We start from the raw sequence: 11,748 nt of genomic DNA, 5'->3' as shown, positions 1-11,748 counted from the left end.
CCGGGTCCCGGAGCGCGGTCCGCGGGCCGGCCCCAGGAGGACCGGGGCCGGCCTCGGGCGGCGCGATCAGCGACCGCGGGTCAGGGCTCGCGCCCCTCCCGCGTCTTGAGGCCGATCTGCCAGCGGTAGAAGCTCATGGCGAGCGCGTAGTCGAAGCCCGCCCGGCCGTCGAGGAAGCCGCGCTTGTAGACGTAGGCGTAGGTGAAGGACACCAGCGGCTTGAACGGCGCCTTGTGGAAGAGCTGGCCCTGGCGGGTCTTGACCTGCCGGATCTCCTCCTTCACCCGGGGGTTCAGCTCCAGCCACGCCTCCCAGTCGGAGTAGCGGTTGTGCCGCTCGAACCAGGTGCGCACCGGGTCGAGATCCTCGTGCTCGATCGGTGAGCGCAGCCGGGCGGCCGACGGCGCGACCGGCTGGTAGTGGCCCTCCTGCTCGCCCATGCCGGGCGCTTCGAGGTCGCCGACCTCGGGGAAGTGGCAGCGGGTGCGGTCCAGCAGCGCGCGCTTGACGATGGTGTAGCCGTGCCGCAGCCGCCGCCCCGCGAACCAGTAGCCCAGCGGGATGTCGAAGGCGGCGACCGACGGCGGCCCGGCCGCGAAGGCGGCCTTCAGCTCGGCCAGCAGCTCGGGGCTCGGCGTCTCGTCGCCGTCGAGGAAGAGCAGCCAGGGAATCTCGGTGCGCACATGGTCCAGACACCACTGCTTCTTCTTGGGGTACTTGCCGTCCCACGCGTACTCGACGATCTCCGCGCCGAGGCCCTCGGCGATCTTGCAGGTGTCGTCGGTGCTGGCCGAGTCGACCACCACCACGGCCTCGACGTGGTCGATGACCGACGACACCGTACGGGCGATGTTCTCCGCCTCGTTCTTGGTCGGTATCGCCACCACGATCGGGAGCTTGCTCATGCGGTCCCTCCGTTCATCTCGGTCTCGTCCTGCGGCTCACGGCGCATCGCTCACCCCGTGCCCGCGAGCCACACGTAGCAGCCGCTGGAGGTGACGCCGCGCGCGGCGGCGGGGACTGTCATCCGGGCGCCGCTGCCTGCCGACAGGGTGCCGTTCGAGCTGGTCACCCGCCAGGTGCAGTGCGTCGACGGGTGCGGCGCGCGGTAGGTGCCGGGCGCGACCGACGTGCCGGGGACGGCCTTCGCCGCCACCGTGAACGTCCCGTCGGCGAAGCCCCGCGCGGCGGCGTCGATCACCGACTGCTGGTCGGGGCAGAGGCTGCGGACGGCCGCCGCCGCGCCGGACCTGCTGATGTCGCCGGTGACGATCGCCCCGGCCGCCGCGTCCTTGTCGATCTTCGCGGTACGGGTCAGCCGGTCGCAGATCTCCTGGCCGCCCTCAAGGACGGCCACCGGGTCGGTGCCCTTGGGCACCCGCCCCGACAGATACGACTTCTGGGGCTTGCTGAAGGTCCCGCCGCCGGGCGGGGTGAGCTGCGCGTCCGGCACCTTCGGGGCGTTGGCCGCGGACCCCGGCGCCTCGGTGCTGTCGTCCGAACCGGCACCGGCGTCGGGGCTCGTGGTCGCGGACGGTCCCGAAGTGCCGCCCGTGGCCGTCGCGGAGACGCCGGGCGACGCCTTCGCGTCGTTCCTCGCCGTGTCGTGACCGCCTCCGCCACCCCCGCCGCCGCAGGCGCCGAGCAGCACCGCCGCCGCCGTCACGAGGACGGCGGCGGCAGTGGCGGAGCGGTGTTTCCGGGTCACCCGGCGGTCCCGAGCGCGTACTGGTTCGCGATCTGGGCCGGGCTGAGGACCGTCGGGAAGACGGCCGCCTCGTCGATCGAGCCCGCGAAGAACTGGCTCGTCGGCTGGGAAGGCCAGCCGTTCAGGTTGTCGCCGCCGACCCGCCAGAAGCCGTCGTAGTTCTGGCTGGTGGTGACGGCGGCGTCGCTGCCCTTGAGGACGCCGTCCACGTACAGCCGCATCCCGTTCGCCCCTTGCGTGGCGACGACCTGGTGCCAGTTGCCGTCGTTGTAGCCGCCGGTGGGCGTGGAGACGATGCGGGTGCTGCCGGTGTAGGCGCCGAAGATGAGCTGACCGCTGTTGGTCATGTAGACGTGCTTGTCGTAGTTGCCGCTGGTCTCGGTCGCGAGGTTCCCGAAGCCGATCAGCTTTCCGCCGGAGGTCGTGGTGGTCTTGAACCACGTCTCGACGCTGTACGCGGACGGTGTGGGGTGCGAGCGGTCGCTGTACGTCCACTGGGTGGAGCCGTTGAAGGTGTAGGCCTTCGAGCCGGGCACCGCGCCCGGCGAGACGGCGTGCACCGGGCCGCCGACGCTGATCCCGCTGTCGTCGGCCGGTGAGGCGTCCGCGTTGTACGAACCGGCGGCGGCGTCGTAGCGCCAGTACAGATTCGCGCCGTCGGCGAGGACCTGCGTGGCGTACGGCTCGGCCGTGGCCGGGACGGTGGCCGCCGCGTTCGGCGACTGGGCGCTGGTGTTGACGCCGTCACTGGCCGACACCCGGTAGGTGTACTTCACGCCGGGCGTGACATTGGTGTCGGTGAACGTGATCTGCGGGCGGATCCAGGGCTTGGAGTCGCCGCTGACCGTGTAGACGGGGGTGGCGGCGCCGTTGCGGTACACGTTGTAGATCAGCGTGCCGTCGTCGTTGTCGGTGCTCGACTGCCAGGTCACCTTCACCGCGCCGGGGTCGATGCTGCTCACCGCGGTCTGCGGCAGCGTCGGGGCGCCGGTGTCGGGGCCGTCGGCGAAGCGGGTCAGGCCCTGCTGCGCGCCGCCGTTGACGGTGGTGAACTCGCCGCCGACCCACATGTAGTCGTGGCCGCCGGACGACGAGATCGCCATCACGCGCGGGCCGATCTTCTCGCCGATCCCGTCGTTGGTGTCGGGGTACCACGAGAGCAGGTGCGGGTCGGTGACCGACTCGGCGAGCAGGTGCTTGCGCGTCGAGTTGGGGAATTCGCCCATGCTGGAGCAGTCGTGGGCGTGCGAGCCGCTGTAGAGCACGGTGCCGTGGACCACCAGGCTCTGCGTGGCGCCCAGGCAGGTGTCCCGCCAGATCTGGTTGAAGTCGGTGAGGCTGAGGGCCACCCGGCCGTCGAACACGCCGCCGCCGGTGCCCTCGTTGGCGGTGTAGAAGGCGTTGCTCGCCGGGTCCACGATGATCGACTTCGTCACCGAGGTGGCGTCGAGGAACCCGGGCGGGTACGCCTTGGTCAGCGCGCCGGTCGTGGTGTCGACCACGGCGAGCGAGTGCGAGTAGGTGCCGCCGACGTAGTTGAAGTCACCGCCGATGATGGCGTTCTGGCCGTCCGGGGTGATCGCCAGCGCCCGGCCCGGCAGGTCGGCGTTGGGCGACCACGGCAGCAGGGTGCCCGCGGTGTTCACCGCGGCGAACTTGCCACGGGACTGGCCGCCGACCGACGTGAAGTCGCCGCCGAAGTACACGGCGTCCGAGGTCGCGGCGATGGTGCGCACCGTGCCCGAGGCCGCCGGGTGGAAGGTCGTGCTGACCGCGCAGGTGGCCAGGTTGATCGCGGCCAGGCTGCTCACCCCGACGCCGTTGACCGCGCCGAAGAAGCCGCCCGCGTAGAGCGTCTGGCCGTCGGGCGAGACGGCCAGCGCGCGCACGGTGGCGTTGTTGGAGCCCACCGTGAAGTTGAGCTGGCAGCCGGTGGGCGCGCCGGTCGCGGCGTCGAAGGCCGCGAAGTTCGCGACGGACGTCTCGTTGGTCCCGGCCGCGGACCCGGCGGGCCGGATCGCGGAGAAGGTGCCCCCCGTGTAGACCACGCCGTTCGCCTGGGCCATGGCCCACACGATCCCGTTGGTCTGGTACGTGCTGAGATTGTCGGCGGTGATGCCGACCGGTGGTTGGAGCGCGGTCGCCGATGGCGACGACATCACTCCCAGCGTCGCGGCTGCCAGCAATGTGGCAGCCGAGAACACCGGCAATTTACGCATGAGTTGCCCCCCAGGCCCCTGATGTGTTGCAACGGCCGATACGGCCGTCGTGATGCACGGCAGAGTAGGGGGTTCCGCTTAGCCCGGTCTGCCTTTTTGACGAATAAAGTGACATCACATCATCTGTCGATGCGAATCGTGGCCCCCGACAACTGGTCCGCCACCTGTCGGATGTCCGCGTCGACCATGATCCGGGCCAGCTCCGCCACCCTGACCTGCGCCTTCCAGTCCAGCAGGTCCCGTGCCTTGCTCGCGTCGCCGATGAGCGCGTCGACCTCGCTGGGCCGCTCGTATTTCGGGTCGTACCGGACATGTTCGGCCCAGTCCAGACCGGCGTGCTCGAACGCGACCTCAAGGAACTGCCGTACGGTCGCGGCCTCGCCGGTCGCCACCACGTAGTCCTCCGGCTCGTCGCGCTGGAGCATCCGCCACATCGCGTCCACGTACTCCGGCGCGTAGCCCCAGTCGCGCACCGCGTCCAGATTGCCCAGGTAGAGCCGGTCCTGGAGGCCGGCCTGGATACGCGCGATGGCGCGGGTGATCTTGCGCGTGACGAAGGTCTCACCGCGCCGCGGGGACTCGTGGTTGAACAGGATGCCGTTGACGGCGTACATCCCGTACGCCTCGCGATAGTTCACCGTCGCCCAGTAGGCGAAGACCTTCGCGCAGCCGTACGGGCTGCGCGGGTGGAACGGGGTGCGCTCGTTCTGCGGCGGCGGGGCGGCGCCGAACATCTCCGAGGACGACGCCTGGTAGATCCGCGCCTCGATGCCGCTCGCCCGCAGCGCCTCCAGCAGCCGCAGCGCGGACAGCCCGGTGACGTCCCCGGTGTACAGCGGCGCGTCGAAGGAGACCCGCACATGGGACTGCGCGCCCAGGTTGTAGATCTCGTCCGGCCGCAGGTCACGCAGCAGGCTCACCAGCGCGATGCCGTCGGTGAGGTCCGCGTGATGCAGCACGAAGGAACGGTTCTTCTCCTGGGGGTCCTGGTAGATGTGGTCGATCCGTTCGGTGTTGAACGTCGACGAGCGGCGCACGAGGCCGTGCACGGTGTAGCCCTTGGACAGCAGCAGCTCCGCGAGATACGAGCCGTCCTGGCCGGTGACGCCGGTGATGAGCGCGGTCTTGCCCATGTGAGTCCCCCCAACTGGTCGGGTTGTGCTGTATTTCGTACGTAAAGATGGGTTGGCACCTGATCGGGTGAAGTGTGCTGGCAGAATGCCGTTCCATGACAGACCTACTGCCGGACGCGGCCCGGATCTTCGTCGCGGGACACCGCGGCCTCGTCGGCTCCGCCGTGGCGCGCCGCCTCACCGCCGACGGCCACCAGGTGCTCACCCGGGGCCGAGCGGAACTGGACCTGCGGGACGCGGCGGCGACCGCCGCGTATCTGCGCGACATCCGGCCCGACGCGGTGGTGCTCGCGGCGGCCAAGGTCGGGGGGATCATGGCCAACTCGACCTACCCCGTGCAGTTCCTGGAGGACAACCTCCGGATCCAGCTCAGCGTCGTCGCCGGGGCCCACGAGGCGGGCGTCGCCCGCCTGCTCTTCCTCGGCTCCTCGTGCATCTACCCCAAGCTGGCCCCGCAGCCGATCCACGAGGACGCGCTGCTCACCGGCCCCCTGGAGCCGACCAACGAGGCGTACGCGCTCGCCAAGATCGCCGGCATCGTCCAGGTGCAGTCCTACCGCAAGCAGTACGGCGCCTCGTACATCTCCGCGATGCCCACCAACCTCTACGGCCCCGGCGACAACTTCGACCTCGCCACCTCGCACGTGCTGCCCGCCCTCATCCGCCGCTTCCACGAGGCCGAGCAGGACGGCGCGGCCGAACTGACCCTGTGGGGCAGCGGCACACCGCGGCGCGAATTCCTGCACGTGGACGACCTCGCGGCGGCCTGCGCGCTGCTGCTGCGGGTCTACGACGGCGCCGAGCCGGTCAACGTCGGCTGCGGCGAGGACCTGACCATCCGCGAACTGGCCGAGACCGTCAGGGACGTCGTCGGCTACCGCGGCACGATCGGCTGGGACACCACAAAACCCGACGGCACGCCGCGCAAGCTGCTCGACGTGTCCCGTCTTCAGGCGCTCGGCTGGCGGCCGGAGATCGCGCTGCGGGACGGGATCGCCGCGGTGTACGCGGACTGGCGGGCGACCGCCGGGTCTGTGGCCGAAGCGGTGACTCACTAGTACGCTCCGCGTCCGTCGACCACGGCCCGCAGGGTGCGGGCCATCACATCCGCGTCGCCCGAGAGCGACCAGTTGTCGACGTACCGCAGATCGATCGCGAGGGTCTCGTCCCAGGACAGCTCCGACCTGCCGCTGACCTGCCACAGACCCGTGATGCCCGGCTTGACCGCGAGGCGCCTGACCTCCACCTCGTTGTACCGCGCCACCTCGTCGGGCAGCGGCGGACGCGGGCCGACCATCGACATCTCGCCGCGCAGCACGTTCACGAGCTGCGGCAGCTCGTCCAGCGACAGCCGCCGCAGCAGCCGCCCGACGCGGGTGACCCGGGGGTCACGGCGCATCTTGAACATCAGGCCGTCGTTCTCGTTCGACCCGTGCAGATCGGGCTTGCGCTGCTCCGCGTCGACCACCATCGTGCGGAATTTCCACATGGTGAACGGCACACAGCCCTGCCCGTACCGGATCTGCCGGTGGAAGGCCGGGCCCTGCGAGGTCAGCCGGACCGCCGCCGCCACCAGGCCGAAGACCGGGGAGAGCAGCAGGAGTCCGAGCCCCGCGCCGACCCGGTCGAGGGCCGACTTGAGCACCGGCTGGACGCCGCGCCTGGACGGCGGGGCGATGTGCAGCATGGCCAGGCCCGCGGGCGCGTCCAACTGCACCCGGCGCACGGCCACATCGATCAGCCCCGGCAGCACCGCGAGCGGCAGGCCCGCGTCGTGCAGGGACCAGGACAGCCTGCGCAGCCGTTCCGCGGACAGCCGCGGTCCTGGCGCCACCAGGACCAGCTCCGCCCCGTGGTCGCGGGCGGCGCCGAGCACGATGCCCGCGTCCTCGGCGAGACCGGACGGCGCGACCGCGCCGAGCCGTGCGGTGACCGGGGCCCCGCACTCCAGCTTGGCGTTGCCCACCGGGACCACCCCGACCACCACATACGCGTGTTCGGTACGGGCCGCGAGGTGGCCCACCACATGGTCGGCGGAGCTCGGCTCGCCGATGACCAGCACCCTGCGCACGGCGTGGGCCTCGCGTCGGGCGGCGATCAGGTGGTGGTGGGTGAGCATCCGGCAGGCCGCCGTCAGCACGGGACCGGCGGTCAGCCCGGCCAGCGCGTACGACGGTTCCGCCACCTGATCGAAGGCGGTCCTGATCACGGCGAGCACCCCGAGCAGCATCAGCCAGTCCCGGAGCACCGCCCCGGCGCCGCGGTGCTCGCCGAGGACGTCCGCCGCGTAACGCCGCCTGACCGCCTGGACACCGACCCAGGCGAGCGCCGCCACGGCGGCGCAGACCAGCGGGTGCGGCTGGCCGGTGGCATGGAAGATCGCCGCGACCGGGAACGCGATCCCGAGCACGTCGACGGTGAGCGCGAGCGGCAGATACCACCGCGCCTTGTCACTGAACCTGCCGTGCCCGCCGTAAGGGCCGGGCGCAGCGAGGGCATCGGTGGAACCCGATGCCCTCCTGCCGAACGCGTGCGCGGCTCTCGCGCGCACGGGTCTCGTATCGGCACTCATGGGTATGACCGGTAGAACCGGGTTTGCTTCGACACGCCGCATGGACCCCCCTGGCACATCGCGACCGACGAGGCGCTCTACCACTTCCCCAAGGGGTAGTGCGCCTGGATAAGAGCGAACGCTAGGCCAACACGAGGGCTTTCCGCTGCGGTTTACGCAGATTCGAGCCGTTGTTATGACCGAGTTAACACAAGTATGGATATCGAATGGCCACAGAGTGTAAGGAGGCCGTTACGGGTGTGCACGACCCTTACAGTTGGGACTTGTGTCCACTGTGCACCTACCCGACGACCTGCGTACAGCCCTGTCGGCGCGACTGAGCGCCACGGCCCCCACCAGGGCTTCTGCCGAGGTGGAACGCCTCATCGAAACATATCGTGGCAAGTCGCCGACGTCAGCGCCCATTCTGCGGGACGCGGCGTCGGTGGCGGCTTACGCGGCCTACCGTATGCCCGCCACGTACGCGGCCGTCAGGGCCGCGCTCGAGGCATTCCGTTTGCAGGCCGGCCAGTGGTCGCCCGCGACCCATCTCGACCTCGGCGGCGGGACCGGCGCGGCGACGTGGGCGGTGGCCGACGCGTTCGCGGGCGGTCCCTCGGCGAGCGCGCACACCTCCACCGTCCTCGACTGGTCGCAGTCCGCCCTCGACCTGGGCGGTGAACTGGCGCGCACCGCCGAGTCGCCCGCCCTGCGCGCCGCGCGTTGGACCCGGTCGCCGCTCGGCGGCGGACCCGCGCTGCCCACCGCCGACCTGGTCACCGTCTCGTACGTGATCGGGGAGTTGACCGCCGCCGACCGCACCGCGCTGATCGACGCGGCCGCGGTGGCGGCCACCGGGGCGGTGCTCGTCGTCGAGCCCGGCACCCCCGAGGGGTACGCGCGCACGATCGCCGCCCGCGACCGGCTCCTCGCCGCCGGGCTCACCGTCCTCGCGCCCTGCCCGCACGACGCGGCCTGCCCAATCACCGGCGACGACTGGTGCCACTTCGCCGCCCGCGTCCAGCGCAGCTCGCTGCACCGGCAGGTCAAGGGCGGCTCACTGCCCTACGAGGACGAGAAGTTCAGCTACGTGGCCGCCGCGCGGTTCCCCGCGGCCCCCGCCCCCAGCCGGGTCGTGCGCCACCCTCAGATCCGCAAGGGCCTGGTCCTGCTCGACCTGTGCACCGCCGACCGCGGCCTGGTCCGCGACACCGTCAGCAAACGGCACGGCGACACCTACCGCGCGGCCCGCGACGCCTCCTGGGGCGACCCCTGGAGCTAGGGCTTGTCGTGCCGGGCGCCGGGACGCCGGGGAGATCCACACGACACGCCTAGGGCCCTACAGCCAGCCGTAGCGGTGGAAGGCGCGGTAGCACAGGAAGGACAGCGTGGCCATCACGCCCACCATCAGCGGGTAGCCGAAGGACCAGCGCAGCTCGGGCATGTGGTCGAAGTTCATGCCGTAGAAGCCCGCGATCATCGTCGGGACGGCGAGGATCGCGGCGCCCGCGCTGATCCGCCGCATGTCGACGTTCTGTTGCACGGCGAGTTGGCTGAGATTGGCCGCCAGCAGACCGTCGACCAGCTCGCCGTAGCCCACCAACCGCTCGCGGACGTGGGTCAGGTGGTCGGCGACGTCGCGCAGATAGCGGGCGACCTCGGCGCCGATGAGCCGGTCCGGCTCCTCGCTCAGCCGCTGCAAGGGCCTGGCCATCGGGTGCACGGCCCGCTTGAACTCGATGAGCTCCCGCTTGAGCTGGTAGATCCGCTCGGCGTCGTCGTGGTGCGAGTCGGCGAAGACGTCGGCCTCCAGGTCGTCCACGTCCAGCTCGACCTCGTCGGCCACGTCCAGGTAGTCGTCCACGACCTGGTCGACGATGGCGTGCAGGACCGCCGAGGGGCCGTGCGCCAGCATCTCCGGGCTGCTTTCGAGGGCGTGCCGTACGCGGGTCAGCCCCGGCGCGCTGCCGTGCCGTACCACCACGACGAAGTCCGCGCCGAGGAAGATCATCAGCTCACCGGTGTCGACCACCTCGCTGGTCGCGGTCAGCTTCTCGTGCTCGACGAAGACGATCGTCTTGACCACCATGAACAGCGAGTCGCCGTACCGCTCCAGCTTGGGCCGCTGGTGCGCGGTCACCGCGTCCTCGACCGCCAGCGGATGCAGCCCGAACACCTCGGCGATCTCGGTCAGATGCTCCGCCTCCGGTTCGTGCAGCCCGATCCAGGCGAAGCCGCCGGTGTGCTTCCTGGCCTCCGCCAGCGCCTCGCGCGGCGGCAGCGACGCCACCCGCGAGCCGTCCGCGTACACCGCGCAGTCGACCACAACGTCCGCGGTGCAGCGCCGCTGCTCGGGCACCGTGCCGTCCTCGCCGAGGGTGTGCCAGGTGCCGCCGCGCCGCCACTGCCTGCGGCCGCCCGTGCGGCGGGCGAGCCGCCTGGGGTCGATCAACCGCGGGTCCAGATGCCGACCAGGGGTGATGCCGCGTTCGTCGGTGGTCATCGTGCCTTCTCCAGTACCGCCATGGCCGCGTTGTGCCCGGGAACGCCGCTCACACCGCCGCCGCGGGCCGCGCCCGCGCCGCAGAGGAAGACGTTCTCATGCGGGGTTCCGACGCCCCAGCGGCCTGTGGCGTACGTCACCTGATCCGCGTCCGGTGCGGCGTACGGCCACGACAGGTCGCGGTGGAAGATGTGGCCGCCGGGCAGGCCCACTTCGCGCTCCAGGTCCAGCGGCGACTTCGCCTCCAGACACGGCCTGCCGTCGCCGTCCAGCAGCAGGCAGTCCGCCAGCGGCTCGGCGAGCACCGCGTCGAGCTGCGCCAGAGTCGCCTCCAGCAGCGCGTCCTTCGCCCCCGCCGGGTCCGCCGCGAACAGCCGCGCGGGCGTGTGCAGTCCGAACAGGGTCAGCGTGTGGACGCCCCGCCCGGCCAGTTCCGGCGAGAGGATCGACGGGTCGGTCAGGCTGTGGCAGTAGATCTCCGACGGCGGCGCGTCCGGCAGCCGCCCCGCTGCGGCCTGCTCGTACGCGGTCGCCAACTGCTCGTAGCCCTCGGCGATGTGGAAGGTCCCGGCGAACGCCTCGCGCGGGTCCACCGAGGTGTCGCGCAGCCGCGGCAGCCTGCGCAGCAGCATGTTGACCTTGAGCTGCGCGCCCTCGGGGGCCGGCCCCGGCGCCGCCTCGCCCAGCAGCCCGGCCAGCGTGTGCGGCGCCGCGTTGACCAGCACGTCACGCGCCCCGACCGTCTCCTGCCGCCCGTCGCGCTCGTACGTCACCTCCGCGCGTACGCCGTCCGCCGCGATGCCCGTGACCTCGGCGCCGGTGACGATCTCGGCGCCCGCCGCGCGGGCCGCGTCCGCCAGCGCGTCGGTGAACGCGCCCATCCCGCCCACCGGCACGTCCCAGTCGCCTGTCCCGCCGCCGATCACGTGGTAGAGGAAACAGCGGTTCTGCCGCAGCGACGGGTCGTGGGCGTGCGTGAAGGTGCCGATCAGCGCGTCGGTGAGGACCACGCCCCGCACCAGGTCGTCCGCGAAGGCCGCCTCCACCGTCTCGCCCAGGGGCCGCTCGAACAGCGCCTCCCAGGCCGCGGAGTCGCCGATCGCGCTCTCCAGCGCGGCCCGCGAGGGCAGCGGCTCGGTCAGCGTCGGGAACACCGCCTCCGCGACCCGCCCGGTCATCGCGTAGAACCGCTGCCACGCCTCGAAGTCCCGGTCGTCGCCGGTCAGCGCGGCGAACTGCTCCCGGGTACGGGCCGCGTCGCCCGCGTCCACCAGCAGGCCGCCGGTGCCGCGCGGGGTGTACGAGGAGATCCGGCGGCGGCGCACCGCGAACCGCAGCCCCAGCTCGTCGGTGATCCGCGCGGGCAGCAGGCTCACCAGGTAGGAGTAGCGCGACAGCCGCGCGTCCACCCCGGCGAAGGCCCGGGTCGACACGGCCGCGCCGCCCGTCGCGGGCAGCCGCTCGAGCAGCAGCACCCGGCGGCCCGCGCGGGCCAGATAGGCGGCGGCGACCAGCCCGTTGTGGCCGCCGCCGACGATCACCACGTCATGCCGTGCCCCGCTCGAAACGTCCATTCCCGCACCCTATGACGCGGCGGCGCACGGCAGGGCGCGGTCGGGACCGGGCGGTTCAGC

9 protein-coding genes are annotated in these 11,748 nt (G+C 71.6%); 2 read left to right on the top strand and 7 right to left on the bottom strand.

Annotated features, from left to right (window positions below):
- Positions 1 to 80: 80 nt before the first annotated feature.
- From ACFZBB_RS00590 to gmd, 4 genes are all read right to left on the bottom strand, one after another.
- Positions 81 to 905: a glycosyltransferase gene (locus tag ACFZBB_RS00590; protein ID WP_391116388.1), complete on the bottom strand. Its 825-nt coding sequence runs from the start codon at positions 903 to 905 to the stop codon at positions 81 to 83.
- 50 nt (positions 906 to 955) lie between these two features.
- On the bottom strand, positions 956 to 1,708 hold the full coding sequence (locus tag ACFZBB_RS00585; RefSeq protein WP_391116386.1) for a hypothetical protein: 753 nt from the start codon (positions 1,706 to 1,708) through the stop codon (positions 956 to 958).
- Entirely contained in the window at positions 1,705 to 3,927 is a 2,223-nt protein-coding gene (locus tag ACFZBB_RS00580; protein WP_391116383.1) for a LamG-like jellyroll fold domain-containing protein, read from the bottom strand. Before ACFZBB_RS00580 ends, ACFZBB_RS00585 begins: the two co-directional genes overlap by 4 nt.
- A gap of 119 nt (positions 3,928 to 4,046) precedes the next feature.
- A complete protein-coding gene (gmd, locus tag ACFZBB_RS00575) occupies positions 4,047 to 5,060 on the bottom strand; it encodes a GDP-mannose 4,6-dehydratase (RefSeq protein ID WP_188285703.1) in 1,014 nt (337 codons plus the stop codon).
- Between the two features lie 95 nt (positions 5,061 to 5,155).
- On the opposite strand from gmd, the gene ACFZBB_RS00570 reads away from it, so the two are divergent.
- Positions 5,156 to 6,118: an NAD-dependent epimerase/dehydratase family protein gene (locus tag ACFZBB_RS00570; protein WP_391116381.1), complete on the top strand. Its 963-nt coding sequence runs from the start codon at positions 5,156 to 5,158 to the stop codon at positions 6,116 to 6,118.
- Here ACFZBB_RS00570 and ACFZBB_RS00565 read toward each other — a convergent pair.
- Positions 6,115 to 7,611 carry an exopolysaccharide biosynthesis polyprenyl glycosylphosphotransferase gene (locus ACFZBB_RS00565; protein WP_391116379.1) on the bottom strand — a complete coding sequence of 499 codons (1,497 nt, stop codon included), beginning with the start codon at positions 7,609 to 7,611 and terminating at the stop codon, positions 6,115 to 6,117. The two genes, ACFZBB_RS00570 and ACFZBB_RS00565, sit on opposite strands and share 4 nt — an antisense overlap.
- A 286-nt stretch (positions 7,612 to 7,897) precedes the next feature.
- Between ACFZBB_RS00565 and ACFZBB_RS00560 the strand changes: the two genes are divergently transcribed.
- Positions 7,898 to 8,893 (top strand): small ribosomal subunit Rsm22 family protein, encoded by a 996-nt coding sequence (locus tag ACFZBB_RS00560; RefSeq protein WP_391116377.1) that lies wholly within the window; start codon positions 7,898 to 7,900, stop codon positions 8,891 to 8,893.
- A 57-nt stretch (positions 8,894 to 8,950) separates the two neighbouring features.
- Here ACFZBB_RS00560 and corA read toward each other — a convergent pair whose 3' ends face one another.
- Positions 8,951 to 10,114, bottom strand: a complete 1,164-nt coding sequence (gene corA / locus ACFZBB_RS00555; protein ID WP_391116375.1) for a magnesium/cobalt transporter CorA — start codon at positions 10,112 to 10,114, stop codon at positions 8,951 to 8,953.
- Entirely contained in the window at positions 10,111 to 11,688 is a 1,578-nt protein-coding gene (locus tag ACFZBB_RS00550) for an FAD-dependent oxidoreductase (protein WP_391116373.1), read from the bottom strand. Before ACFZBB_RS00550 ends, corA begins: the two co-directional genes overlap by 4 nt.
- Positions 11,689 to 11,748: the final 60 nt, after the last annotated feature.

The organism is Streptomyces sp. NPDC008139 (assembly GCF_042957025.1).
Lineage (GTDB): Bacteria > Actinomycetota > Actinomycetes > Streptomycetales > Streptomycetaceae > Actinacidiphila.
Note: the sequence above shows the minus strand (reverse complement) of the source record. Positions and strands in the feature narration are given on the sequence as shown.

Excerpts from the sequence above, each read along its gene's own strand:
- corA (WP_391116375.1), bottom strand. The coding sequence starts at position 10,114 with ATGACCACCGACGAACGCGGCATCACCCCTGGTCGGCATCTGGACCCG.
- ACFZBB_RS00590 (WP_391116388.1), bottom strand. The coding sequence starts at position 905 with ATGAGCAAGCTCCCGATCGTGGTGGCGATACCGACCAAGAACGAGGCG.
- ACFZBB_RS00570 (WP_391116381.1), top strand. The coding sequence starts at position 5,156 with ATGACAGACCTACTGCCGGACGCGGCCCGGATCTTCGTCGCGGGACAC.
- ACFZBB_RS00550 (WP_391116373.1), bottom strand. The coding sequence starts at position 11,688 with ATGGACGTTTCGAGCGGGGCACGGCATGACGTGGTGATCGTCGGCGGC.
- gmd (WP_188285703.1), bottom strand. The coding sequence starts at position 5,060 with ATGGGCAAGACCGCGCTCATCACCGGCGTCACCGGCCAGGACGGCTCG.
- ACFZBB_RS00580 (WP_391116383.1), bottom strand. The coding sequence starts at position 3,927 with ATGCGTAAATTGCCGGTGTTCTCGGCTGCCACATTGCTGGCAGCCGCG.